Consider the following 24209-nt stretch of genomic DNA (forward strand, 5'->3'; position numbering starts at 1 on the left):
CATGTTTTACATTCATTGCCCCTATTGCGCCGAGCGACGGTCTGAGGAAGAGTTTCACTGCATGGGCCAGGCCCATATCCAGCGCCCGAAAAACCCGGAGGCAGCGTCAGATAGAGAATGGGGCGACTACCTGTTCTTCCGTGACAACCCCAGAGGGCTGCATCAGGAAATGTGGGTACATGCGGCGGGCTGTCGCAAGTTCTTCAACGTTGCTCGCAACACTGTCAGCTACGAGATCCTCGAGACGTATCGAATAGGTGAACAAACCAGCGTCACGGTCGGCACGGCAGCGCACGGTCGTGAAGGGCAGGTTGATCAAGCACACAAAGTACAGGGGGTCCGTGCATGAATCAGGTCAATCGTCTGGCAAAGGGTGGGCGTATTGATCGTGGTCGTCCACTGACGTTTTCGTTCAACGGTCAGACCTGTCACGGCTACATCGGTGACACGCTGGCTTCCGCCTTGCTCGCCAATGGCGTAGACATCGTCAACCGCAGTTTCAAGTACTCGCGCCCGCGCGGCATTGTCGCCGCCGGCGCCGAAGAGCCCAATGCGATCATGCAATTAGGGGCTACGGAGGCGACTCAGGTTCCCAACGTACGGGCCACCCAGCAGGCTCTGTTCGATGGCCTGTATGCCCGCAGCACCAACCCTCACAACAACTTGCTAAGCACCATCGGGGAACTGTTCAGCCCGATGATCCCTCCCGGTTTCTACTACAAGACATTCATGGCGCCGGCGTCGATGTGGATGACCTATGAAAAGCTGATTCGCAAGGCGGCTGGTCTGGGGCGTAGCCCACGCGAAATAGACCCGGACCATTATGAACACAGCAAGCAACACTGCGACGTGCTGGTGATCGGCGCGGGTCCTGCTGGATTGGCCGCCGCCCTCGCGGCCGGCAGGAGTGGCGCGCGCGTTATTTTGTGCGATGAACAGGAAGAGCTGGGCGGATCCCTGCTCTGTTCGCGGGAAATGCTCGACGGCAAACAGGCCTCTGTATGGGTGGCCGCCGTGGTGGCCGAACTGGCAGGCATGGACAACGTCCTCCTGTTGCCGCGCACCACGGCCAACGGCTTGCACGACCATCAGTTTGTAACACTGTACGAACGCCGCACCGAACACCTGGGCGATCGCGCACCGAAGGTCAACGGCAACCGGCTGGCGCGCGCCTGCATGTATCACGTTCGCGCCGCGCAGATCGTTCTGGCTACAGGCGCTCACGAAAGGCCGCTGGTCTACGCGAAAAACGATGTGCCGGGCAACCTGCTGGCTGGCGCCGTATCCACCTACATCCGCAGATACGGCGTTGTACCAGGCAAGCGCCTCGTTGTCTCGACCTGCCACGACGACGGCTACCGCGCCGCACTCGACTGGGCGGAAGCCGGCCATGAGGTTGTCGCCGTCGTTGATGCCCGGGAACGTGCCGATGGCCACTGGAGTGAAATGGCGCGTGCGCAAGGGCTGCACATCATTATGGGCAGCGCTGTTATTGAGGCGAAAGGCAAAAACCGGGTGACCGGTGCGCGAATTGCCAGTATCGACGTCGCCCGCTTCCAGACGACGGGTGCGGTCAGCGAATTGAGTTGCGACACCATTGCCAGCTCCGGTGGCTACAGCCCAGTGGTGCACCTGTCCTCGCACACCAACGCGCGCCCGGTCTGGCGTGAAGACATTCTTGGTTTCGTGCCGGCAGAACTGCCCGGCCTGACGCCCGTCGGTGGTGCTTGTGGCGTTTACGCGCTCGGCGATGTGCTCAAGGGCGGCGCCGAAGCAGGTGCCGAGGCCGCGATAGGGTGTGGTGACACGTCGGCGGCAATCGACCTGCCCGACGTTGAACGATTGAAGCCCGGCGAGGCTCTGGGTCTTTATCAGGTGCCCCATGAGCAGCCGACGTTGCGTGCGCCCAAGCAGTTCGTCGATCTGCAGAACGACGTGACCGCAGCGGCCATAGAGCTTGCTACCCGTGAAGGGTTCGAAGCCATCGAACACGTCAAACGCTACACCGCGCTGGGGTTCGGCACCGATCAGGGCAAGCTTGGCAACATCAACGGCATGGCAATCGCCGCCCGCTGCCTTAACCAGACCATGGCTGACACCGGCACCACGATATTCCGCCCGAACTACACTCCGGTGGGCTTTGGTGCAATCGCCGGCCGCCATCGGCGCGACCTGTTCGACCCCGAGCGCTACACCGCTTTGCACGAGTGGCACCTTGCGCGTGGCGCAAAGTTTGAAGATGTCGGCCAGTGGAAGCGGCCCTGGTACTTTCCCATTAATAATGAAGAGACGATGCACGATGCGGTCGTGCGCGAGTGTCGTGCTGTGCGCGAGAAGGTCGGCATGCTTGACGCGTCTACCCTGGGCAAGATCGATATTCAGGGCAAGGATGTCCGCGAGTTCCTTGGTCGGATCTACACCAACGGCTGGGAAAAGCTTGCGGTCGGCAAGGCGCGCTACGGCCTGATGTGCAAAGACGACGGCATGGTGATGGACGACGGCGTGACCACCTGCCTTGCCGACAACCACTTCCTGATGACCACAACCACTGGAGGCGCCGCTCGGGTACTGGAGTGGCTTGAGCTGTGGCATCAGACCGAGTGGCCCGAACTCGATGTCAGCTTCACCTCGGTTACTGATCACTGGGCAACCATGGTTATCACCGGGCCAGAAGCACGCCGCCTGCTTGCAGAAGTTACTGACATCGACCTTGATCGCGACAGCTTTAAGTTCATGGACTGGCGCGAGGGTACGGTGGCCGGCGTACCGGCGCGGGTGTATCGGATCTCCTTCACCGGAGAGCTCAGTTATGAGGTCAACGTGCAGGCCCACTATGCCATGCATGTCTGTAAGACCCTGTTCCAGCATGGCGACAAGTACGGCCTGACGCCTTACGGCACCGAAACCATGCACGTGCTGCGGGCGGAAAAGGGGTTCATCATCGTCGGTCAGGAAACCGATGGTTCGGTAACGCCCGAGGACCTCGGAATGCAGTGGTGTGTTGGCTACAACAAGCCGTTCTCATGGATCGGCAAGCGTTCGCTCACACGGCCGGATACCTGCAGGGAGGACCGCAAGCAGATGGTCGGGCTTAAACCCTTGGACAAGACGGTCGTGCTTCAGGAAGGGGCGCAGATTGTTTTCGATCCGCAGCAGTCAATACCCATGACTATGGTCGGACATGTGACATCAAGCTACTTCAGCCCGACGCTGAATCATGGTTTTGCGCTGGCGTTGGTTAAGGGCGGCCAGAAGCGCATCGGCGAGCGGGTCTATTGTCCGATGACCGGTGGCGTTACCCATGTCGCAGAAATTGTCAGTCCGATCTTTTATGACCCAAAGGGGGAGCGCCAGAATGTCTAAGGTCGCCATTTTTGAACAACGTCCAGCTGACCCGATCGCGGCCGAATCGCCACTGCATTATTCGCTTCACCGGCATGCTGTCTCTGCTCAAGGCGCTGACTCTAAGGAAGGCTCTGCCGTGGCAATGGCTGAACGTGCTTTTCTGGGCCACCTGATTGTGCGGGGCAGTGCGGACGTGTTGCGTACGGCGATAAAAGAAGTCGTCGGTATCACCCTGCCCGAAACCGCCTGCGGCCTGAACGTCGAGGGAGGAAAAAGCATCCAGTGGTTGTCACCAGACGAGTGGTTGGTGATTTTGCCACCGGGTGAGGAATTTGCCACCGAGAACGCCTTGCGCCAGACACTGGGGAGTAATGCCTATGCGGTCGTGAACGTCAGCGGTGGCCAGACAGTGCTCACCCTGTCCGGCCCAAGTGCGCACGAGGTGCTGATGAAGTCGACACCCTGTGACGTTCATCCGCACGCGTTCCCCGTTGGCAGAGGCGTGTCGACGGTGTTCGCCAAGACCACAGTGCTGCTTCGCCGCCCTGATGCAGAGCACTGGGAGCTGGTGATCCGGCGCAGTTTCGCCGATTACCTGTATCGCTGGTTGCTGGACGCAAGTGAAGAGTACGGAATCACCACAAAAAACACTTAAAATAAGGATAACAACAATGAGTGACAATCGCGGTGTAGTTTACATTGGTCCGGGCAAGGTTGACGTTCAGTCAATTCCGTTCCCGAAACTGGAGAACCCGCAGGGCCGCAGGATCGGTCACGGTGTATTGCTGAAAGTGATCACGACCAACATCTGTGGGTCGGACCAGCACATGGTCCGCGGCCGCACATCGGCGCTTGCAGGATTGGTGCTGGGTCACGAGATTACCGGCGAAGTGATTGAAATCGGCTCCGATGTCGAGAACTTCAAGGTTGGCGACCTGGCGTCGGTACCGTTCAACGTAGCGTGCGGGCGCTGCCGAACCTGCAAGGAGCAGGACACCGGGGTCTGCCTCACCGTCAACCCGTCGCGCGCTGGCGGCGCTTACGGTTATGTGGATATGGGGGGATGGGTCGGTGGTCAGGCCGACTATGTGATGGTGCCCTATGCCGACTTCAATCTGCTGAAACTGCCGCACCGCGATCTTGCAATGGAAAAGATTCGGGACCTCACCTGTCTCTCCGACATTTTGCCCACAGGCTATCACGGCGCGGTAACAGCAGGCGTCGGTCCGGGTAGTACGGTCTATATCGCCGGTGCAGGACCGGTCGGGCTCGCTGCTGCAGCCTCGTCGCGGTTGCTGGGCGCGGCGGTCGTCATCGTCGGCGACGTCAATCCGACCCGCCTGACCCATGCGAAATCTCAGGGGTTCGAGGTGGTAGACCTGTCGCAGGACGCTTCTTTGGGTGATCAGATCGCTGAACTGCTGGGCATACCCGAGGTGGATTGTGCGGTAGACGCCGTCGGGTTCGAGGCTCGCGGTCATGGGCATGACGGCGTTCAGGAAGAGGCCCCGGCGATTGTGCTCAATTCGCTGATGGAGATCACCCGTGCTGCAGGCAAGCTGGGTATTCCCGGCCTGTATGTCACCGAGGATCCGGGCTCTGCGGATACAGCCGCCCAGAAGGGCAACCTGAGCCTGCGTTTTGGCCTTGGCTGGGCCAAGTCCCATAGCTTCCACACCGGCCAGACACCGGTGATGAAGTACAACCGCCAGTTGATGCAGGCCATCATGTGGGATCGTATCAAGATAGCGGATGTCGTCGGGGTCGAGGTTATCTCGTTGAACGATGCGCCGCTCGGTTACGGTGAGTTTGATGCGGGCGTGCCCAAAAAATTCGTTATCGATCCGCACAACTCGCTCAAGCTGGCATAATCGATAAGACAGACATTAGCGATGTCAAATTGCTAGGATGCAACACGAGGGGTCAGTTTAGCGCGCCACCCTGGGTGCGCCGCGACGGCTGTAAGCCCCGGTATTAGCCAGCATGGAGCAATTGTCTGATGATGAGCACCAATGAGCGCCCGGGTATAGACAAGCTACATGCCTCTGTTCCTGCCCAGGGGCAGATTCAGACGCTGGGTTTTCTCCTGCTGGACAATTTCACCCTTATTTCAATGGCAGCCGCCATCGAACCGTTGCGCATGGCCAACCAGCTGGCCGGCCGCACACTCTATCACTGGGTGACCTTAAGCCTGGACGGAGCACCCGTGCGTGCAAGCGACGGCGTGCTGATCACGCCGGATGCTGCAACGTCCGCAGCGCCGCCGATAGACACGGTCATCGTTTGTGGCGGCGTGGGCGTCGAACGCAGCACCTCCCGCGAACACATCGTCTGGTTGAAGGCTCAGGCACGACTCTCGCGCAGGCTCGGCGCGGTTTGCACGGGCAGCTGGGCGCTGGCCAGGGCTGGGCTGCTGGATGGCTACGAGGCCAGCGTGCATTGGGAATACATGGTCGTAATGAAAGAGACCTTTCAGCGCGTCACCCTGACCGAACGGCTTTTCTGCATTGACCGGGATCGGCCAACGGCGTCTGGAGGCACCGCGCCGCTGGATATGATGCTCAGTCTGATTGCACGCGATCATTCTAAAACGCTCTCTTCCGCTATCTCCGAAATGTTCATTTATGACATGGTACGTAACGAGCAAGACCTGCAGCGGGTGCCGCTGAAACACTGGTTTGGCAGTACCCAACCCAAGCTACTGGAAATCGTTGCCCTGATGGAGGCCAATCTCGAAGAGCCCATTTGTCTGGATGAGCTTGCGGCCTTCGTGTTGATGTCGCGGCGCCAGCTCGAACGGCTGTTTCAAAAGCATCTGCTCTGCTCGCCCTCACGGTACTACATCAAACTGCGCCTGACCCGTGCGCGCCAGCTGCTCAAGCAAAGCTCGCTGTCGATCGTCGAAGTCGCCTCCGCATGCGGCTTCGTCTCCACCTCGCATTTTTCCAGGTGTTACCGTGAGTATTTCGGTATTCCGCCACGCAGTGAGAGAATCAGCTGTGTGTCCGGTCCGTTCAATGCACGGGCCGGAGGCGCGGCAACGGCCTTGATCGATGCTCAGGGCGAGCCGACCTACGGTAGCGTGCAGACCTAACCCTAACGGAAAATGACGTTTTTAGAAGCCAGCCAGTCGTATTCAAGCGGCTCTGGGCCATGACGGCAGCGTATGCTTCATTCTTGTCAGGAATCTAACATCAGGAATCTGCATTCACCTGAGGTGATCCATGTCCATCAGCGTCTTCGACCTGTTCAGAATTGGGATCGGACCCTCCAGCTCGCATACCGTCGGCCCCATGCGTGCCGCCTATGATTTTGTTCAGGCGCTTCGCCGCCAAGGCATGCTGGAGCAGGTAAGGCGTATACAAATTCACTTGTTTGGTTCGCTGTCGGCTACCGGCGCGGGCCACGGCACGGATAGTGCCGCCATCATGGGGCTAATGGGGAAACAACCGCAGACCATTGACCCGGTCGTCATCGGCCCGGCCATGAAGGCGCTTCAAGACACCCAGACCCTGCTACTCGATGCCCAGTTTCCGATTAACTTTAACGTGAACCGCGACATGCAGTGGCATCCGGAAAATCTTTTGCATCATCCGAATGCGATGCGGGTGATCGCCTATACGGATAGCGACGAGCTGTATTGCAACACCTACTACTCAGTCGGCGGCGGCTTCGTGATCGATCAGGCCCAGGCCGAGCAGGGTGAATCCGACACCGACTTGACGCCGCTGCCCTACGAGTTCAATACGGCGGCGGAGCTGCTCGCCCTGTGCAAAACGCACGGCCTGAGTATTTCCGGGGTGATGCTGGAAAACGAAAAAGTGTGGCGCGATGAGGCCACCATCTGTGCCCAACTGATGCGGCTCTGGGAGGCCATGCAGGCCTGCGTGAAAAACGGCTTGCGCAATGAAGGCATGATCCCCGGCGGACTTTTCGTGAGGCGCCGGGCAGCGGCCTGGCATCAGCGCCTGCTGGCCAAGAAAAACAACGGCAGCTTGATTGCCTCCACCTCATCCGCGATGGACTGGCTCAATCTCGTGGCCCTGGCTGTCAACGAAGAGAATGCCGCTGGCGGGCGGATGGTGACGGCGCCGACGAACGGCGCAGCTGGCATCATTCCGGCGGTGTTGCATTACTACATGCAGTTTCAGCCTGACGCGAACGATCGCGATGTGGTCAATTATCTGCTTACCGCCGCTGCCGTCGGTATTCTCTGCAAGAAAAACGCATCCATTTCAGGCGCAGAAGTGGGGTGTCAGGGCGAGGTCGGATCGGCCTGCGCGATGTCCGCCGCGGGGCTTGCAGAGATCCTGGGCGGAACCCCAGCGCAGGTTGAGAATGCGGCGGAAATCGGTCTGGAGCACAACCTTGGTTTGACCTGCGACCCCATCGGCGGCCTGGTCCAGGTGCCATGCATCGAGCGCAATGCCATCGCCTCAGTCAAGGCAGTGAATGCAGCGCACATGGCGCTGGCGGGCGACGGTGAGCACATCGTTTCGCTCGACAAGGTCATTCGAACGATGCGCGACACCGGGCGCGACATGCATGACAAATACAAGGAAACCTCGCGCGGCGGCTTGGCGGTCAATATCGTTGAGTGCTGACGCTTTGCAATCCCATCCATCTAACCATCAACGACCAACACGGTATGCGTTCAGAACGCGCTGCCCCGGAGGACAAAATGCCCCTGAATGACGCGCGTTACATTTTAACCGCCACCGGGCCCAGCGCTCAGGGCCAGGTTGCGGTTATTACTGCCTTCATCAACAACCTGGAAGGTTACGTTGAGGAGTTCAATCAGTTTGACGATGTGGAAGAGGAGAGCTTCTTTGCGCGCGCCTGTTTCCGTATCAAGGCCGCCGCTAATCCCGGCTGTGCTGAGCTGATTGAGGCGTTCACCAAAACCGCTACCCGGTTCTTTATGGAATGGAGTATCACCGACGCCGACCACCGGCCCAGAGTGCTGATATTTGGATCTCGACTGGACCATTGTGTGCGCGACATTCTCTACCGCTGGCGGTCTGGCGAACTCAACATGGAAGTCATGGGCCTCGTCTCGAATCACGAAAACCTGGCGCCGATAGCAGCGGAACACGGTATTCCTTACTTTTTCCTGCCGGTTACGGATGCGTCCCGCAGTCAGCAGGAAGCGCGACTGATGGAAATAGTCTGTGAAACCGAAAGTGAACTCCTGATTCTGGCCAGGTACATGCAGGTGCTGTCAGACTCGTTGTGCGAGCAATTACTGGGACGAGCCATCAATATCCACCACTCTTTTCTGCCTGGTTTCAAGGGCGCGCGGCCGTATCACCAGGCGTACAAACGAGGAGTAAAGGTGATTGGTGCGACGGCCCATTATATTACGACGGACCTGGATGAAGGCCCGATCATCGATCAAGTAGTAGAGCGCGTTGACCACAGCCTAACGCCAGTCAAACTGGAATCCCTCGGGCGCAACTGTGAATGCGTTGCGCTGCACCGTGCGGTAAAGCTGCACATTGAGCGGCGTGTGTTTCTTAACGGGATGCGGACGGTCATATTTGTCTAGGAGGCTGTCGGGCTTAAGGCTGGCCTACTGCGTCGGAGACAAGTGAACTTCGCTGTAAAAACGCAGGATCCGCTCGCTATTGCCTCGTTCCACATACGCTTTATAGTGGGTGTAAGGGTGGCGATGACCCGAGAATCTCATGCACCCTAAACCCGCCACTGACCTCCGGCTCAAACAGCGAACAGCCGATGCGCTTCTGAGCCTCGGTTACATGGCACGCGCAGCACACGATCCAGGCGTAACGATCGAACCCGCTTCGAAAGTAGCGATTGTCTACGGGAGGCTTTTTTATACCGGGATAACCCGGCTGAAGAGGCGTCCGGAAGGGAGCTTTTTTGACGATCATTTGCAGTACCGATGAGCCTGGTCAATACGGTAGCGGCTGGTCTGGATTTGAAAATCTTTGCGGGGCTCAAGTATAGAATTAGCTGGTATAGACTTAAGGCTCAGCGAGCCTTTTTTGCGTCCATTATAGAAAACGGTTTATGGCGGGCAGGAGTCAAAATAAAGTCGTTACCTATCTTTTTTTCATGGATACACCACGGGCACCGTTTGGGCTCAGCCAAATAAAAAGGCCCTACGCTTTCACGTAAAGCCTTGAAAAATATGGTGCGCCCGACAGGATTCGAACCTGTGACCACTGCCTTCGGAGAGCACCGCTACAGTGCGTGTGTAAGAGGGTTTAATCGTCCTAAATCTGGAAAATAAAATACTTAATCCAAATCCAAGTGCAATAAAAAATCCCTATTTATCAGTATTTTGACCGATTAGAATCGATTTTTGGCACAAGACTGATAGGGCTTCGTTGTCCGGAAATAGGACATTTGATCGGTGCCCAAAGTTGTCCTCGGAGCTAGTTGTTAGGATTTTACGCCTTGGAGAGTGGTTGGCAACTGTTAGGCAATGAGTGTCCGGAATTCGGACATCCAAGGATCCGGTGAGTGCAGTATGTGGTTGTGTTGAATTAACAATAACGGGCTGATAGCCTACTATTTTTCGTTGGTCTGTCATTCAAGATATCTGAGGTTAGGTCTCGATAGTTGAGGTTCTTCGGTGGTTTGGATGATATTTATAGGGGAGTGTAATCTCAAGTTTCGAGCGAATCATTACCCAGCCTACATCCTCAAAAACCGGTTCGGATGGTCTGCGAGTGGTGGGTCGGTATTGCTCCGGCGGTGACAGTGGCGCAATGTGCTGGAGATGCAAACGCGGCCGCCAGGTTATCAGGTGCGCAATGTAGTCGGTCGTGCCTGTAATCCACGATTCGCAGTGTCACGCCAGAAACCTTGGGACGATCAATCAGTGCTAACTTCCAAGTCCACTTCACCCAAGAACATCAGGCAGCACACAGCGCGCGCGGCGTGATGTAGACCGGTCTCCTCATCGCAATGATTCCCTGCTGCAGAGCGTTGATGTGGCGCTTGGCTGCTGCGGTGTAGCGCTCACGTAGGCTTGGAACATGGCGCCAGTTCTTTGGGCTGTACTTTTCAGCTCCAACAGTTAGCACCCGGGCCACTTCCGGTTCCATCAGTGGTGGTATCAGGTCCATCATCGGTTTGTGAGCATCGTACTTGACGCCCGTTATGCCTTGCTCTGGCTTGGTTTCGCTCACGCTGCCCCCTGAATTTGAATGAATCCTTTAACTGTCACACGTCTAACTGGATGCAGCTTTCTTTTCTCAAAGGATCACCATTAATGAACGAACTGACTTTTCCGCGGGAAGCCGCAAGGGGACCAACGCAAACCTGCCGATCTTTCTTGTGGGGGGGCGCGCGGCGTTGGCGTATCAGGTTGTCAGTTTTAAGCTGATTTCTATAGCTGGGCTAAACGCAAAGCGCCCACCTGAAAGTGGGCACTTTATTTATTGCTTGGTTTAAATGCTTAGGTAGTTTGAAGGATTAACCTGTAGCGCTTTTTCGATGTCCAGTATTCCCATTCCGTGCTCTTCAGGGTTGTAGCCCGCGAAGCTCTTATCAGCCGTATCGAGCAAGATTTGCAGTACGGCTTTGCTGCTCAAACTTGAGAAATTTGATTTAACAGCGCCCGCTGCGGCTGTAACAAGCGGTGCTGCAAACGATGTGCCGGACACTGTAATAAATGTGTCGTTGTCGGCATAGAAAGCGCTTTTCAGGTTAACGCCTGGCGCAGCAATAAAACGTTGTTGGATTTTCAGGCTTGCTCCAGGTTTGTTTGAAAAACTTGCAAGCTGACCGCTATTGTTTACTGCACTTACAAAGATGAAGTATGGGCGTAAATCGTCGTCGTCGTAGGCCACGAACTCTCTGTTTTCACGGTCATATTTAAGCGCGTAACACCGCTCGAACGCATACCCTGTTGCTGCGTCCATTTCCGCATCGGTGCATGCTGGTGTGTTGCTTGCGTAAATCTCGGAGAGATCCAGTGCCGCGTTTCCCGCTGCGCCAATGATTCCGGTACCTGTGGCCGGGATCAGGTCAAAAATATCTTTATGAACGCCCCCATTGTCGGGCACGTTAAGGTAAGTGCCGGCGCCCTCAATGGACAGGTTCAAAAAGTCGATCGTACCGGACATGGATAGCTCTGATACGGCGAGCATTGCTGCAAGATGATCCGGAACACTTCCAAATGGGTCAAATGACCCGTCATCTACCGAGCCAGAATAAACCACATCCAGCGCTAAAAGATTCCCGCCGGAGGTGATGCCAGACTCTTTACCAAAAATCAGCGAGGCAACGGCTGTACCGTGAGATGTTGCTTGATTACTCCGCGTATCTGAAGCATCCGGGCGATAACCATCGGAATAAACCGGCCGTAACTCATAAGCTAAGTCGCCATTGGTATCGGTGACCAGTTCCGAAGCGAAGGATGCACTGCGCCCATCGATTCCGGTTTCATAAAACTCACTATGCTCAGAATTGACACCCGAATCCGCAACGGCAATAACAATATTTCGGGCACTCAGGTTCTTTGGCGCCTTAATGAGCAGCTTGGCACCCTCATTTATAACGGGTGCTGGCGTGCTTGTTCCTGGTGACTGTTGAACGCTACCACCACCGCTACCACCGCTACCACCGCCGCCACCGCCGCCGCATCCGACCAGCGACAAAGAGCAAATCAGAGTGATAAGCGTTAAAGTTTTCATTTTCATGGTTTGGCATCCTGTTGTGTGCAAAAGCTATTAGGTTGCTACCCATTGTAGCTATCGGGAGATTTTGTACAACAGCCGCTCTTGTGTCCGGATAATGCCCTGCAGGTGGAGTAAGTCGCGCTGTTCGCGCCAAATTCCACTGTCTGCATAACCACCGTCCAGAAATTCGTGGCAGGCGCTGCAGGCGTAAGCCGCTTGCCAGTCGGGGCTTTTCATACCGACGCCGGCGCCGTTCAGATGAGCCAGCACCACGGTCGCGGAATTGCCGTTGCATACACCTAGTACACGCACAAGGCACTGCTCATCTTTAGCGCTAAGTCTGATTTTACTTTGCTTAGGTGCCTTGGATTTGAGCGTTGAACGCCCGGAGCTGGCGCGCTTCATCGGTGATCTGGCCTTGAGCTGTGCCTTGCTGCGCAACCGAGTCTTTCGTGTGAGCACAATCAATCTCCGTGGTATCGCTGACCACCCGGGCCATAGCACCGGCCGTTGTCTTGTTTGGCCCGCTCTAGCAGCTGGCGGCGCAGTTCGTGGTTTTCTTCTCTCAATCGGCGTATTTCTAATCGCAACTGCAACTGCAACTGCAACTGCAACTGCAACTGCAACTGCAACTGCAGCTTGGCTTCGGCATCGGGAAGAGCTTCGCCGGTTTCCTTGTCGACCAGACCGGCTGTGCCGCAGTCGTAGCAATCCATTTCATGGAAAATACCTTTGATCGTGTTGGCAGAATGGCGTATTCGGCGTTTCGCCGGATCACCGCCGCCGCTGCGAACTTGTCAGCACTGGCCATCCATGGGCGAAATACCGGCTGTGAAGCGTGGCAAGAAATGGTTTGTGGACATCGAGGCGGAAGCGCAACAAACCGGAAACCCACTTGTAGACGGAATCCTGAATGGCACCGCGAAAGCGTCTTAGGCGTAACCATGGGCTAGAACCGAATCTGTACGCAAGCGAGTTGCGCGGCGTGACTTATTTCAGCTACCGGCATCCGCAGACAGCAAAGCGCCATGGCATGGGTTCGAATCGGCAGAAAGCCAATGCTGCGGCCCGGGTGCTGAACTCCCGGCTAATGGCGGTTGGTGACTTGGTTGGGGAGGTGATGGGGCACAGCAGGCCATAACGTAGCAGCGCTGATTAAAGCGTATCGCACCGACGTGATCGAGGCGCAGCAGCCGGCGCCGGCCACGCTGCAGAATAAGGAATACCGGTTAAAGCGTTTTGAAAAGGATCTGGGCCGTTTAGCTGTGCTAGATATCGATGTGCGTACGGTGGCTGAATACCTGAGCGACAATTTTAAGCGCGATAGCTATGTGAAGCACCGCGGGGCCGTGGCTGACTTGTTCCGGTTTGCGAAGACTAAAGGCTGGTACCCGTCAGAGCGCGACAACCCGGCTGAAGTCACTTATTCAAAAACCGATCAGGGTAAAGACCGCCAGCGCATGAACCTGGATCAATACCGGGTCATTCACGCGATCGCTCCGCACTGGATGCAGATTGCCATGGAGCTGGCGATTGTTGCACTGCAGGGGCGGCACGAGGTTATCCATCTGAAATATGCGGATGAGACAGACGGCGCGCTTTACATTACTCGGCAGAAGACCAGGAAAAACGAATGGGCGCATTTGCGGATCCCAGTCACGCCGGAGATCCGCGACATCATAAGAAGGTCGCGTGACGTGGTGGCTAGCCCGTTCGTTGTGCATCGGGCGCCGATGCGCAAAGTGAGGGCAGGGGGTCGCGAGCACTGGACCCAGCTCATGGACAACAACTTCACCGAACAGTTCCGCACGCTAAGAGATCAGACGGGGTTGTTTGACGACAAGCCAAAAGAGCAGCGTCCAACGTTTCACGAGATCCGTTCTTTGGGCTCATGGCTCTACGAAAAAGCAGGGTACAGTCAGGGGTATGTACAAGCGCTGATGGCTCACAGTGACGAGAAGATGACGGCGTATTACCAAGCTGGGCATGAACAAAAATGGATGACGGTGGCTGCGGAATTGAGCCTGAAATCGATACTGTATAAGTGAAACGTTTTACAACAGTATTACTAAAATTTTACAACGAGGTTTTGCGAGGTCGTGCAAGTCATTGATAGTAATGGTGGGACTAGGCAGATTTGAACTGCCGACCTCTGCCATGTCAAAAATGCCACTTAGATTCCGTATGTGCGTGTATGTGTTGGAAAAGTTGCCTAATCTGAAAGTGTTTAGCGAACACCGCGAACTTATCGCTTTTCAACGACTTAACTACTGTATATTGAGAATCAGATTTCTATTGGTTACCGTTCTAGAGTAGCCTGTAAAGTCGATTAGTTTGGCGCAAGATTACTAGCTAGCCATTGTTATCATTGCGATATTTTGGATGAAATACATACAACTCCAGCTTGGTTTCAAACAGGTAGTCATCGGCGTGCTGAAAAGGTGCCGGGATGGGGAGAAGGCTCAATCAGTATCAAGTGCAGGCGCGGCGCCGCCTTTTTGTATTGGGCCTTTGGCCCGATTCCACGGGCGACCTGCTGGCAGCGTTGATATCCAAAGTTTCGGAATTGAAAAATATCGCGCGCCCGACAGGATTTGAACCTGTGACCACTGCCTTCGGAGAGCACCGCTACTTTTGGGCACAAGGCTGATAGGTCTTCGTTGTCCGGAAATAGGACATTTGACCGGTGCCCAAGGTTGTCCTTGGAGCTAGTTGTTAGGATTTTACGCCTTGGAGAGTGGCTCGCAACTGTTAGGTAATGAGTGTCCGGAATTCGGACATCCAAGGATTCGGTGAGTGCAGTATGTGGTTGTGTTGAATTAACAATAACGGGCTAATAGCCCATCCAGGAGCCTGCTGGACACAGGCATTGCTTCCCTAAGTAAGCCTCGCATCGGCAGTGACATGTGTCATCTGGACTGCAGGTCGCGGCTGGAACTCCCCGAAAAGAATGCCCAGCGGGCGCCTGGATGTGAGATCAGGAATTAGCTGGCAAAATTACCGACTGCCGACCAGCACATCGTTGAAGTGGACGGTGGAAGCGAAAAAATTTAAATTACTTATCCATCGGTTGTGGAAGATACAGACGAATACATTCGATCGCAGCTGCTCATTGAGCTCGGTGGTCGAAACGTTAATGATGCCATGTCGCCCTCTGCTCGAACGCATTTATAAGCTCTAACCGATAGCTCTCTGGACTGCCACATAATGCGTGACTTCGTCGCCATCCATTACCGGCGAGATTTTCCATTCAATGATAAAAGAGGAGCCGTCCTTGCGGTAATTAATGGTGTCGCCGTGAAAGGTCCGATTATTCTTCAGATCGTCAGACAAGCGCTCTTTTACTCCTCTCTCGGTTTTCGGTCCCTGAAGCAATCCTGGTGTTTTTCCGATTACTTCATCCGCAGAATAGCCGGTCAGATTGCTGAAGGCCTGATTTACATAGATGATTACAGAGTTAGTATGATCGGAAGAAGCTTTTGTCACCATGATTGATTCAAAAGCCAAGCCAGCGACGGTTTGAAACAGTGGGGATTGAAGCACGTCTTCAGAATTGTTCATACATGTCCCTTTGCGTTAAAAATGATTTCTGTTTGATAACATACCACTACTTTACGAACCGCGCTTCTCACTTTATCAGTTCGGGAGCAAACCAAACCTGACCAACTACGCTGACACATAGGGACGGCGCTATCTTGTCTGCGCCACCGGTGTAAACGTGAATTCGTGGCTGGACTTTTCCGGCTTCGGCCTTGATGGGGCTCTTTAAAGCTTCGTGATAGCTCACTACAGCGTCCGGGTCCACGCTCAGCCGGGCCATGTTCAGCGGTAATCCCCCCTAAAAACGGAGGTGTTGTCGTGACCGGTCGAATGCACTCCCTCTAAAAATGGGGGAATTACCGTTGCATCCCTGGGAAGAAAAAATTGGTGTTACACCCAATAGTTGGGGCGTAAAGAATATGAAAACCAAGCGGGGCAGCTTCAATGCGCAAGCAAAGCGTATTTGGTTGAACCTGGAGTTCGCTAAAAAGCCGCTAGAATGCCTTGAATACAGACTGGTACATGAGTTGATTCACTTACTGGAGCGCAGGCATAACGAGCGGTTTAAGGCCTACATGGATAAGCATTTGCCAGACTGGCGAGAGCGCCGGAGCCTGCTAAATAAGATGCCGCTGGCTCACAATGATTTGATTTATTGATTTTTAAAGAGTGCTCATCTGGCGTTTAGTTTCGACTGTTAGCATGAGTATCTACGGGGAATACTGTGTCCAATCCGCAGTGTGTCCGCATCAGCGCAAAGGTCAAAATCCCCGCGCGAAGAAAAGTTGATTTAAAATCATGGACACAATTCGGGCACAGCCAAATAAAAAGGCCCTACGCTTTCACGTAAGGCCTTGAAAAATATGGCGCGCCCGACAGGATTCGAACCTGTGACCACTGCCTTCGGAGGGCAGTACTCTATCCAGCTGAGCTACGGGCGCTTACGAGCTTAACGGCTGCGCGCTAATTTCGAGTGCGTAATCTTACGTTTGCAGCGGGCGACTGTCCAGCCCTTGCCGGGCAGCGGCGCTTAATTTTCGGGTTTGGTCCTGAATAAGAAGCCAACTTGGCTCCGCTAGGCGAACCGCTCGGGCGTTAGGGCTACAAGCCCGTGCTCATTACTGAAGGTCACTTCGCCGTCCTGAATGGTTACCTGAAGGCTCATGGCACGCTGTGCCAGGCCTGCCAGTTGTTCGGTGGCTTCCGGGTCCAGATTCACGCAAGTCAGGTTGTTAAAACGTGCCAGTTTTGCTTTATTTTTGTCCCACCATATGGGCACGCCGCGGCCGCCGTAGGTGTATAGAATCACCTGTTTTGAGCGGTTGCAGGCTTTGCGCAGGCGGCTTTCATCGGGCAGGCCCAGTTCAATCCAAAGTTCAATTTCGTTGCTCAGGCTTTTTTGCCACAGTTCTGGCTCGTCGTCTGTGCTCAGGCCTTTTGAGAACTCCAGTTGGTCACTGGCGTTCAGTGCAAACGCCAGCAGCCGCACCATCATGCGTTCGTCGTTTTCTGAAGGGTGGCGGGCCAGGGTCAGCTGGTGGTCGGCATAGTAATGGCGATCCATATCGGCAATATTCAGCGTGGCTTTAAAAATGGTAGCTTTGAGCGCCATGGGATTCCTGTGGTAATCGCGGGGCAGTTTGCGCCCTTTCGGTGCGTGGGTGACAATGCGCGCGACGAGTGTAATTCATTTAAGGAATAGCTGGGCGCCGCCTATGTCGATATTACGGGGTTTTCTGATTCTGGTGCTGTTTTTCCTGCTAGGGGAAGCACTGCGACTGGTTTTTTTAGTGCCGATTAGCGGCGGTATTCTGGGGCTGATGATGCTCACGCTGTATTTTATGGCGACCGGTGGCGTGGGCAATGCTGTGGCCAGTGCCAGCCAGGCTCTGATCTCGGTGCTTATTTTGCTGATTATGCCCGGCCTAACAGAGATATTTTTCATCTCCGGCAAGTTCACCGGTCAGTGGCTGGCGGTGAGTGTGTCTTTGCTGGTGGGCACTTTTTTGAGTGTAGTCACCACCTTGGTTCTATTAAATGTGCTGGCGCGCAAACTGCCCTCTGGATCAAACAATCATGAATAGCCCGTTGACGATTTGGGAGCGTTTACTAACGCTGTCTCACGTGCTGGCAGGCACGCCGATGCTCGCCATCGCGATGACTATACTGGCATTTTTTGCAGCGAACAGTGTGTACATTGCTATTGGCCGCCCGGTGTGGCTGCCACCGGTTGTGCCCGCAGCCACTATTCTGGCCGGCATGATTGCGCTGCTAGGCTTAGATCCAGACAGTTATCGCGACGGTGCGAACTGGCTGATGTTGCTGCTGGGCCCGGCTACAGTGGCGCTGGGCGTGCCGCTGTATCAAAACATTCATCATATTCGTGCCATGTTCTGGCCTATCGTTCTGACCTTGCCTATAGCCGCCTCACTGGCGGTGCTGTACACGCTGGTCATTGCCTGGGCGCTGGGTGCGTCGCCAACGGTTATGGCGTCGCTAGCACCAAAATCGGTTACAGCAGCCATCGCGCTGGGTATTGGTGACATCATTGGCAGCTCGGTTCCGATGTTGATGGCGGCTCTATTGATTACGGGCGTATTTACCACCTTTTGCGTCGAGGTCGCCACCCGCCTGTTGAAAATTACGGATGAGCGGGTGATCGGTTTTGCACTCGGCTTGAATGGCCACGCCATTGGCACCGTGCGGGCGTTTGAAATCAGCAGTACCGCAGGTGCTTTTTCTTCATTGGGCATGAGCCTGACAGGGCTGTTTACCGCGTTGCTGCTGCCGGTTCTTTTCAACTGGTGACAGGCTTTTTACGCCAACCCATGGGTCCATTCAAACGCCTGTATGCATCTTGCGTATAGGGGTATGTCGCAATTTCAATTGCCGTTTTGCTGTGTGTTGACTAGGTTACTACAAGGTATCTGGTGCCTTTGGGCGCCGATTCGTCCGTAAAATTCTTAAAACAGCAACGGAAAACGCGATGAGAAAGCTATTAACCGCATTTGTTGGCTCTATGGCTTTGGCCGCGGCGCCCTTAGCGCTGTCTGCTGAAGCGACGAAAGAACTCAAAATGGCCTACGACGCCGATCCCGTCACCCTGGACATCCATGAACAGTTGTCTGGCGGTATGCTGCAACTGTCCCACATGACCTTTGACCCGCTGATACGCTGGAACAAAGACCTGGGTTTTGATGCCCGCCTGGCAGAAAGTTGGGAGCGCATAGATGACAAAACCATGCGTTTCAAGCTGCGCGAAGGCGTTAAATTCCATTCCGGTAATGAACTAACCACCAAAGATGTCGTGTTTACCTACGATCGTTTGAAGCAAAGCTCTGATTTTAAAGCGATCTTCGCGCCTTTCAACGGCATCAATGTGATTGATGACTACACCTTTGAACTGGTTACCGCCGAGCCATACCCGCTGTTGCTGAACACCGCGACTTACATTTTTCCGATGGACAGCAAGTTCTACTCCGGCGAGACCGAAAATGGCCAGAGCAAAGCGGCCATTACCAAACATGGCAGTTCCTTTGCGTCTGGCAACCTGTCCGGCACTGGCCCGTACATTGTTACGTCGCGTCAGCAGGGCGTGCGTATGGAGTTTGAACGCTTTGCCGATTATTGGGATGAAGCATCACCCGGCAACGTGAAGAAAATCGTGCTGACGCCCATCAAAGAAAACAACACCCGCGTATCGGCGTTGTTGTCTGGTGGTGTGGATTTCATCGCTCCGGTACCGCCAACCGATCTGGAACGCATCAAGCGCGACGAAGACACAGATCTGGTGGCCATGAGCGGTACCCGCATCATCATGTTCCACATGAACCAGGATCGTGTTGAGGCCTTCAAGAACCCCAAAGTGCGTCAGGCGGTGGCTTACGCCATTAACCAGGAAGGCATTGCGGCTAAAATCATGAAAGGCTTTGCAACTCCTGCGGCGCAGATGTCACCGGCTGGCTATTCTGGTCATAACGAATCGTTGAAGCCTCGTTATGATGTGAAAAAGGCGCAGGAACTGATGAAGGAAGCCGGCTACGAAGACGGCTTTACCATTACCATGATGTCGCCCAACAACCGCTACGTGAATGACGACAAGATTGCCCAGGCGGCTGCGGCCATGCTGGCGCGCATTAACATCACGGTGGATTTGAAAACCCTGCCCAAGGCTCAGTACTGGCCTGAATTTGATGCTCGTTCAGGTGACATGATGCTGATTGGCTGGCACGCCGATACCGAAGACTCTGCGAACTTCTTCGAGTTCCTGACCTTCTGCCCGAACGCCGATACCGGCGCTGGCCAGTACAACGCGGGTAACTACTGCAATCCGGAAATTGACGCGCTGGTCGCAAAAGCCAATGTGGAAACCGATCGTGAAAAACGCGCTGCGATGCTGCAAGACGTAGAAAAGCAACTGTATGACGATGCTGCGTTCATCCCCCTGCACTGGCAGGATCTGGCTTGGGCTTCAAAGAAGAACGTAAAACTTGAACCCATACTGAACGTGATGAACTTCCCGTACCTGGGAGACCTAGTGGTCGAGTAACCGCCTCTAATCACACGTGATCAACCTGTAAAACCCGGTCGGTTGCGGGCACCCACTCTCCCAAGGGCGCCTGTAACCGGCTTTTTTATTGACGCCTAATCCGGACATTTTTCATGCTAGCGTTTTTGGTTCAACGGATTTCCCAGGCATTTCTGGTCATGTTCGTGATCAGCGTGATCGCGTTTGCCATTCAGGACGGCCTGGGTGACCCGCTGCAGGAACTTGTGGGCATGTCGGTGTCGCTGGAAGAGCGCGATGCCATACGTGAAGACATGGGTTTGAATGACCCCATTTACGTGCAGTATGCGCGCTTTGCCGGTAATGCTCTGCAGGGAGATCTGGGCATTTCGTACTTCTACGGCAAGCCTACGTTGCAGGTTATTGCTGAACACCTTCCGGCTACCCTGGAATTGGTGATTGGTGCCAGCTTGATCATTTTGGTGTTTTCGGTGCCTATTGGTGTTTACGCAGCCATTCGCCCACAAGCATTTTTGTCGAAATTTTTTATGGGCATCAGCACTGTGGGTATTTCAATTCCGGTGTTCTTGACCGCCATCGTGTTGATCCAGCTGTTTTCGATTGGGGTCACGATTGAAATGTTTCCAACGGATACCGGTTGGGGCACCTGGCTCAATGGCGCCCTGTCTACCGATGGCGGTTTGCCGTCTTACGGCCGCGGCGACGAGCTTACCCATTTTTTCGGTACCTGGAATTCAGGATTTTTTTCCTGGGACGGCCTTTTGCACCTGGTGCTGCCCTGTGTGTCTTTGGCGTCTATTATGCTGCCGCTGTTTATCCGGCTGATTCGTGCGGAAATGATGGAAGTGCTGCAAAGCGACTACATTCGCTACGCGCGTGCCAAGGGGCTGTCTTCCGGCCGCATCAACTTTTTGCACGCCTTGAAAAACACCATGCTGCCGGTGATTACGGTCGGCGGTGTGCAGCTCGGCATCATGGTCGCTTACACCATTCTTACTGAAACCGTATTCCAGTGGCCGGGCATGGGCCTGATGTTTCTGGAAGCCATTACCCGCAGCGACATTCCGCTGATTGTGGCCTACCTGATGGTGGTGGGGCTGGTTTTTGTGATTACCAACACGATTGTGGACCTGATCTACGGCCTGGTGAACCCCACTGTAAAACTGACAGGTAAAAAAGCATGATGACCGCGACTGTCTCCCGTTGGGCTCGCGTCCGCGACTCTTTCCTCTGGTACAGCTTTAAGCGTGACAAAGTAGCCATTGCTAGCTTTATCGTATTGTTGGCGATGGTTCTGTCGGCGATTTTTGCACCCTTGTTAGCACCGACTGATCCCTACGATCTGGCGCTGATCGACATTATGAACTCAGAGTTGCCGCCGATTGGCATGAGCGGCGCCGACGGGGCCTTCCCGTTGGGCACCGACGCTCAGGGCCGGGATATGCTGTCGACCATTCTGTACGGCACCCGGGTGTCGTTGATGATTGGTTTTGGTGCGGTCATTCTGCAAGCCGCTTTGGGTATTATGTTCGGCCTGCTGGCGGGCTACTTGGGTGGTCGGGTAGACGCTATTCTGATGCGCATCGCCGACGTGCAGCTGTCGTTTTCTACCTTGATGGTGGCTATTATTGTGGGCGCCGTGTTCAAGGCCAGCTTTGGAAGCCTGATGTTTGGTGAAATCGCCATTTATATGCTGATTTTTATCATCGGAGTGGCCGAGTGGCCGCAAATTGCCCGTACCGTGCGTGCTTCGGTGCTGGCAGAGAAGAAAAAGGAATATGTAGACGCGGCCAAGGTGATGGGTTTTCGCACCAACCGTATTATGTTCCGCCACATTCTGCCCAATACTCTTTCGCCGATTTTCGTGATCGGTACGGTGCAAATTGCCAACGCCATTATTTCTGAAGCGGCGCTGTCTTTTCTTGGCCTGGGTATGCCTGAGACCCAGCCTTCACTGGGTTCGCTGATCAAATCCGGCTTCGACTACATTCAGAGCGGTTCCTGGTGGATCACCCTGCTGCCCGGCCTGGTGCTGGTGGTGTTGGTGCTGGTGATCAACCTTCTGGGCGACTGGCTGCGCGATGTAATGAACCCACGGCTGTACAAGGGATAATTCGATGGCATTGCTGGAAGTAAAAAATCTGGATGTTCGCTTTGCCGTGCGCGGTGGCGATTTGACAGCCCTGCGGGGCATCAGCTTTTCGCTGGACAAAGGCGAACGGCTGGGCCTGGTGGGCGAATCTGGCGCGGGTAAATCCGTGGCGGCATTTTCCATTCTCAATCTAATCGCGCAGCCGGGCTACATTGCCGGCGGGCAGATTCTGTTTGAAGGCAAAGACCTGGCGGCCATGAGTGAGCGTGAACTGCGGAAAATCCGCGGCAATCGCATCGCCATGATTTTTCAGGACCCGATGATGACCCTGAATCCGGTACTGACCATTGGTACCCAGATGGTGGAAGCCATAAAGGCTCACCGCCGGATCAGCACCAAAGACGCGCGGGCCATTGCCGTAGACAAGCTGCGTAAGGTGCAGATTCCGTCCCCCGAGAAGCGCCTGGACCAATATCCCCATGAGCTGTCTGGCGGTATGCGCCAGCGGGTGATTATTGCCATCGCCTTGCTGCTAGACCCTGAAATTATTATTGCCGACGAACCCACCACCGCTCTGGATGTGACCATTCAAGCGGAAATTATGGCTCTGCTGCTGGATCTGTGCGAACAGGAAAACGTTGCGCTGATGCTGATTACCCATGACTTGGGCGTGGTGTCCCAGGTGTCCCAGCGCATGCTGGTGATGTACTCCGGCCGTATCATCGAGCAGGGGCCGACCCGCGAAATTATTAACGATGCCCAGCATCCTTACACTCAGGGGCTGATAAACGCACTGCCGCAAATGGGCGAGCCCGGTGCGAGGCTGTTTCAGATTCCCGGTGCCATGCCGTCGTTGAAGAATGTACCCAGCGGGTGCCCGTTCAACCCGCGCTGCTCATTCGCGACCGATGAGTGCCGCAGCACCATGCCCGAGTATGTGCGGGCCGGTAATGTAGATGTGGCCTGCTATGAGGTGGAACGTTTGATTGCACAAGAACAGCAAGCCCGGGAGGTGACCCCATGAGTGCCTCGCCGTTGGTTGATATTCGCGGACTGGAAAAGAAATTCGACCTGTCAGGTAGCTTTCTGGAGCAGGTCAGCTTCAAAAACGGACGCTTTCAGCGCAAACAGGAAGCGGTGCACGCCATCAACGGCGTGAACCTGCAGGTGTTCAAAGGCGAAGCCCTGTGCGTTGTAGGCGAGTCTGGCTGCGGCAAGTCTACGGTTGCTCGCACTATTATGGGCTTGCTGTCGCCCACCGCTGGTGAAGTGCACTATGAAGGCAAGCGCATCGATACGCTGGAAGGCAAAGCGCTGCTGCCGTACCGCCGTAAAATGCAGATGATTTTCCAGAACCCTTACGCCTCGCTGAACCCGCGGATGACCATTCAGCAAACTCTGGAAGAACCCATTCACTTCCATCATCCCGAGTGGAGCAAAGCCGACGTGCTTAATAAAGTACAGGAGGTAATGCAATCGGTGGGTATTGATCCGGATTGGGGCAGCCGCTTCGGCCACGAGTTCTCCGGCGGCCAGCGCCAGCGGATTGCCATAGCCCGCGCCTTGGCGGTAGACCCGGAGTTTATTGTGGCGGACGAGCCCATTTCGGCGCTGGATGTGTCTATTCAGGCGCAAGTGCTGAATCTGATGATGGACGCTCAGGAATCGCGCAATCTGACCTATCTGTTCATCACCCACGATTTGGCGGTGGTGGAGCACTTTGGCACCCGTGTGGCGGTGATGTATCTGGGCCGGGTGTGTGAACTGGCGCCTACCAGAGCGTTGTTTGCCGCCCCGCGGCACCCTTACACCCAGGCATTGCTGTCTGCGATACCGCGGCTGGAAGACGGCCGGCCCAATTACATTCGCCTGCAGGGCGAAGTGCCTACGCCGGTCAATTTGCCGTCGGGCTGCGTATTCCATGGCCGTTGCCCCTACGCTAATGATCGCTGCCGCCAGGAAATCCCGGAATTGTTTGCCACAGATGACGGTGGTCAAGTGGCCTGCCACGGGGTCGAAGAAGGCCGTTTGTGAAAACCCAGTAGCCGAT

The 24209-nt window shown here is 55.1% G+C and carries 25 protein-coding genes and 1 tRNA gene; 18 read left to right on the top strand and 8 right to left on the bottom strand.

Features of this window, described 5'->3' with window-relative positions:
- The first annotated feature begins 1 nt into the window (after window position 1).
- The 7 genes from MRBBS_RS01970 (at window position 2) to MRBBS_RS02000 (ending at window position 8893) form a co-directional block, all read left to right on the top strand.
- Window positions 2–349: a sarcosine oxidase subunit delta gene (locus MRBBS_RS01970; RefSeq protein ID WP_014869753.1), complete on the top strand. Its 348-nt coding sequence runs from the start codon at window positions 2–4 to the stop codon at window positions 347–349.
- The gene (locus tag MRBBS_RS01975) at window positions 346–3363 is read left to right on the top strand and encodes a sarcosine oxidase subunit alpha family protein (protein WP_014869754.1); all 3018 of its coding nucleotides are present in this window, start codon (window positions 346–348) and stop codon (window positions 3361–3363) included. The genes MRBBS_RS01970 and MRBBS_RS01975 overlap by 4 nt, the downstream gene beginning before the upstream one ends.
- Window positions 3356–4000, top strand: coding sequence for a sarcosine oxidase subunit gamma (locus MRBBS_RS01980; RefSeq protein WP_041635029.1), 645 nt, complete (start codon window positions 3356–3358; stop codon window positions 3998–4000). Before MRBBS_RS01975 ends, MRBBS_RS01980 begins: the two co-directional genes overlap by 8 nt.
- Window positions 4001–4016: 16 nt before the next feature.
- A complete protein-coding gene (gene fdhA / locus MRBBS_RS01985) occupies window positions 4017–5216 on the top strand; it encodes a formaldehyde dehydrogenase, glutathione-independent (RefSeq protein ID WP_014869757.1) in 1200 nt (399 codons plus the stop codon).
- Window positions 5217–5344: 128 nt separating this feature from the next.
- Window positions 5345–6439, top strand: a complete 1095-nt coding sequence (locus MRBBS_RS01990; RefSeq protein WP_014869758.1) for a GlxA family transcriptional regulator — start codon at window positions 5345–5347, stop codon at window positions 6437–6439.
- A gap of 130 nt (window positions 6440–6569) precedes the next feature.
- Window positions 6570–7949 carry an L-serine ammonia-lyase gene (locus MRBBS_RS01995; RefSeq protein WP_041635030.1) on the top strand — a complete coding sequence of 460 codons (1380 nt, stop codon included), beginning with the start codon at window positions 6570–6572 and terminating at the stop codon, window positions 7947–7949.
- A gap of 77 nt (window positions 7950–8026) precedes the next feature.
- Window positions 8027–8893 carry a formyltetrahydrofolate deformylase gene (locus MRBBS_RS02000; RefSeq protein WP_014869760.1) on the top strand — a complete coding sequence of 289 codons (867 nt, stop codon included), beginning with the start codon at window positions 8027–8029 and terminating at the stop codon, window positions 8891–8893.
- Window positions 8894–10229: 1336 nt separating this feature from the next.
- Here MRBBS_RS02000 and MRBBS_RS02015 read toward each other — a convergent pair.
- From MRBBS_RS02015 to MRBBS_RS02030, 4 genes are all read right to left on the bottom strand, one after another.
- Window positions 10230–10505 carry a dATP/dGTP diphosphohydrolase domain-containing protein gene (locus tag MRBBS_RS02015; RefSeq protein WP_014869761.1) on the bottom strand — a complete coding sequence of 92 codons (276 nt, stop codon included), beginning with the start codon at window positions 10503–10505 and terminating at the stop codon, window positions 10230–10232.
- Between the two features lie 261 nt (window positions 10506–10766).
- Window positions 10767–12020 (bottom strand): S8 family serine peptidase, encoded by a 1254-nt coding sequence (locus MRBBS_RS02020; protein ID WP_014869763.1) that lies wholly within the window; start codon window positions 12018–12020, stop codon window positions 10767–10769.
- 51 nt (window positions 12021–12071) lie between these two features.
- Window positions 12072–12461, bottom strand: a complete 390-nt coding sequence (locus MRBBS_RS02025; protein WP_201764332.1) for a nuclease domain-containing protein — start codon at window positions 12459–12461, stop codon at window positions 12072–12074.
- 2 nt (window positions 12462–12463) lie between these two features.
- On the bottom strand, window positions 12464–12715 hold the full coding sequence (locus tag MRBBS_RS02030; protein WP_014869766.1) for a hypothetical protein: 252 nt from the start codon (window positions 12713–12715) through the stop codon (window positions 12464–12466).
- A 22-nt stretch (window positions 12716–12737) separates the two neighbouring features.
- On the opposite strand from MRBBS_RS02030, the gene MRBBS_RS02035 reads away from it, so the two are divergent.
- From MRBBS_RS02035 to MRBBS_RS19850, 3 genes are read left to right on the top strand one after another with little or no spacing between them, the layout of a single operon-like run.
- Window positions 12738–12935, top strand: coding sequence for a DNA-binding protein (locus MRBBS_RS02035; RefSeq protein ID WP_413540182.1), 198 nt, complete (start codon window positions 12738–12740; stop codon window positions 12933–12935).
- Complete coding sequence (locus MRBBS_RS18600) at window positions 12913–13140, top strand: phage integrase Arm DNA-binding domain-containing protein (RefSeq protein WP_050996569.1); 228 nt, start codon at window positions 12913–12915, stop codon at window positions 13138–13140. Before MRBBS_RS02035 ends, MRBBS_RS18600 begins: the two co-directional genes overlap by 23 nt.
- A 34-nt stretch (window positions 13141–13174) precedes the next feature.
- The gene (locus MRBBS_RS19850) at window positions 13175–14047 is read left to right on the top strand and encodes a tyrosine-type recombinase/integrase (RefSeq protein ID WP_014869769.1); all 873 of its coding nucleotides are present in this window, start codon (window positions 13175–13177) and stop codon (window positions 14045–14047) included.
- Window positions 14048–15176: 1129 nt separating this feature from the next.
- Here MRBBS_RS19850 and MRBBS_RS02050 read toward each other — a convergent pair.
- Entirely contained in the window at window positions 15177–15560 is a 384-nt protein-coding gene (locus MRBBS_RS02050) for a PAS domain-containing protein (protein ID WP_014869772.1), read from the bottom strand.
- Between the two features lie 67 nt (window positions 15561–15627).
- A complete protein-coding gene (locus MRBBS_RS02055; protein ID WP_014869773.1) occupies window positions 15628–15819 on the bottom strand; it encodes a hypothetical protein in 192 nt (63 codons plus the stop codon).
- Between the two features lie 67 nt (window positions 15820–15886).
- On the opposite strand from MRBBS_RS02055, the gene MRBBS_RS02060 reads away from it, so the two are divergent.
- Window positions 15887–16198: a M48 family metallopeptidase gene (locus MRBBS_RS02060; protein WP_083846980.1), complete on the top strand. Its 312-nt coding sequence runs from the start codon at window positions 15887–15889 to the stop codon at window positions 16196–16198.
- 205 nt (window positions 16199–16403) lie between these two features.
- On the opposite strand, the gene MRBBS_RS02065 is transcribed toward MRBBS_RS02060, so the two are convergent.
- A tRNA-Arg gene (locus MRBBS_RS02065) sits at window positions 16404–16480 on the bottom strand.
- Between the two features lie 134 nt (window positions 16481–16614).
- A complete protein-coding gene (locus tag MRBBS_RS02070) occupies window positions 16615–17151 on the bottom strand; it encodes a YaeQ family protein (protein WP_014869775.1) in 537 nt (178 codons plus the stop codon).
- A 103-nt stretch (window positions 17152–17254) separates the two neighbouring features.
- On the opposite strand from MRBBS_RS02070, the gene MRBBS_RS02075 reads away from it, so the two are divergent.
- From MRBBS_RS02075 to MRBBS_RS02105, 7 genes are all read left to right on the top strand, one after another.
- Window positions 17255–17623, top strand: a complete 369-nt coding sequence (locus tag MRBBS_RS02075; RefSeq protein ID WP_014869776.1) for a CidA/LrgA family protein — start codon at window positions 17255–17257, stop codon at window positions 17621–17623.
- Window positions 17616–18347, top strand: coding sequence for an LrgB family protein (locus MRBBS_RS02080; protein WP_014869777.1), 732 nt, complete (start codon window positions 17616–17618; stop codon window positions 18345–18347). Before MRBBS_RS02075 ends, MRBBS_RS02080 begins: the two co-directional genes overlap by 8 nt.
- Window positions 18348–18525: 178 nt before the next feature.
- Complete coding sequence (locus MRBBS_RS02085) at window positions 18526–20088, top strand: ABC transporter substrate-binding protein (protein WP_014869778.1); 1563 nt, start codon at window positions 18526–18528, stop codon at window positions 20086–20088.
- A gap of 113 nt (window positions 20089–20201) precedes the next feature.
- Window positions 20202–21251, top strand: a complete 1050-nt coding sequence (locus tag MRBBS_RS02090; RefSeq protein WP_014869779.1) for an ABC transporter permease — start codon at window positions 20202–20204, stop codon at window positions 21249–21251.
- Window positions 21248–22180, top strand: a complete 933-nt coding sequence (locus tag MRBBS_RS02095; RefSeq protein ID WP_014869780.1) for an ABC transporter permease — start codon at window positions 21248–21250, stop codon at window positions 22178–22180. The genes MRBBS_RS02090 and MRBBS_RS02095 overlap by 4 nt, the downstream gene beginning before the upstream one ends.
- Before the next feature lie 4 nt (window positions 22181–22184).
- A complete protein-coding gene (locus tag MRBBS_RS02100; RefSeq protein ID WP_014869781.1) occupies window positions 22185–23183 on the top strand; it encodes an ABC transporter ATP-binding protein in 999 nt (332 codons plus the stop codon).
- Entirely contained in the window at window positions 23180–24193 is a 1014-nt protein-coding gene (locus MRBBS_RS02105) for an ABC transporter ATP-binding protein (RefSeq protein ID WP_014869782.1), read from the top strand. The genes MRBBS_RS02100 and MRBBS_RS02105 overlap by 4 nt, the downstream gene beginning before the upstream one ends.
- The last annotated feature ends 16 nt before the right edge of the window (window positions 24194–24209 follow it).

It is taken from the genome of Marinobacter sp. BSs20148 (assembly GCF_000283275.1).
Lineage (GTDB): Bacteria > Pseudomonadota > Gammaproteobacteria > Pseudomonadales > Oleiphilaceae > Marinobacter > Marinobacter psychrophilus.

Bases quoted from the DNA above. Each gene is read 5' to 3' on its own strand.
- MRBBS_RS02075 (WP_014869776.1), top strand. From the start codon at position 17,255: ATGTCGATATTACGGGGTTTTCTGATTCTGGTGCTGTTTTTCCTGCTA.
- MRBBS_RS02100 (WP_014869781.1), top strand. From the start codon at position 22,185: ATGGCATTGCTGGAAGTAAAAAATCTGGATGTTCGCTTTGCCGTGCGC.
- MRBBS_RS02050 (WP_014869772.1), bottom strand. From the start codon at position 15,560: ATGAACAATTCTGAAGACGTGCTTCAATCCCCACTGTTTCAAACCGTC.
- MRBBS_RS01970 (WP_014869753.1), top strand. From the start codon at position 2: ATGTTTTACATTCATTGCCCCTATTGCGCCGAGCGACGGTCTGAGGAA.
- MRBBS_RS02070 (WP_014869775.1), bottom strand. From the start codon at position 17,151: ATGGCGCTCAAAGCTACCATTTTTAAAGCCACGCTGAATATTGCCGAT.
- MRBBS_RS02060 (WP_083846980.1), top strand. From the start codon at position 15,887: ATGGGGGAATTACCGTTGCATCCCTGGGAAGAAAAAATTGGTGTTACA.
- MRBBS_RS02105 (WP_014869782.1), top strand. From the start codon at position 23,180: ATGAGTGCCTCGCCGTTGGTTGATATTCGCGGACTGGAAAAGAAATTC.
- fdhA (WP_014869757.1), top strand. From the start codon at position 4,017: ATGAGTGACAATCGCGGTGTAGTTTACATTGGTCCGGGCAAGGTTGAC.
- MRBBS_RS02020 (WP_014869763.1), bottom strand. From the start codon at position 12,020: ATGAAAATGAAAACTTTAACGCTTATCACTCTGATTTGCTCTTTGTCG.
- MRBBS_RS02090 (WP_014869779.1), top strand. From the start codon at position 20,202: ATGCTAGCGTTTTTGGTTCAACGGATTTCCCAGGCATTTCTGGTCATG.
- MRBBS_RS01990 (WP_014869758.1), top strand. From the start codon at position 5,345: ATGATGAGCACCAATGAGCGCCCGGGTATAGACAAGCTACATGCCTCT.
- MRBBS_RS02055 (WP_014869773.1), bottom strand. From the start codon at position 15,819: ATGGCCCGGCTGAGCGTGGACCCGGACGCTGTAGTGAGCTATCACGAA.
- MRBBS_RS18600 (WP_050996569.1), top strand. From the start codon at position 12,913: ATGGCACCGCGAAAGCGTCTTAGGCGTAACCATGGGCTAGAACCGAAT.
- MRBBS_RS02095 (WP_014869780.1), top strand. From the start codon at position 21,248: ATGATGACCGCGACTGTCTCCCGTTGGGCTCGCGTCCGCGACTCTTTC.
- MRBBS_RS02080 (WP_014869777.1), top strand. From the start codon at position 17,616: ATGAATAGCCCGTTGACGATTTGGGAGCGTTTACTAACGCTGTCTCAC.
- MRBBS_RS01980 (WP_041635029.1), top strand. From the start codon at position 3,356: ATGTCTAAGGTCGCCATTTTTGAACAACGTCCAGCTGACCCGATCGCG.
- MRBBS_RS02000 (WP_014869760.1), top strand. From the start codon at position 8,027: ATGCCCCTGAATGACGCGCGTTACATTTTAACCGCCACCGGGCCCAGC.
- MRBBS_RS01975 (WP_014869754.1), top strand. From the start codon at position 346: ATGAATCAGGTCAATCGTCTGGCAAAGGGTGGGCGTATTGATCGTGGT.
- MRBBS_RS02085 (WP_014869778.1), top strand. From the start codon at position 18,526: ATGAGAAAGCTATTAACCGCATTTGTTGGCTCTATGGCTTTGGCCGCG.
- MRBBS_RS01995 (WP_041635030.1), top strand. From the start codon at position 6,570: ATGTCCATCAGCGTCTTCGACCTGTTCAGAATTGGGATCGGACCCTCC.
- MRBBS_RS02030 (WP_014869766.1), bottom strand. From the start codon at position 12,715: ATGGATTGCTACGACTGCGGCACAGCCGGTCTGGTCGACAAGGAAACC.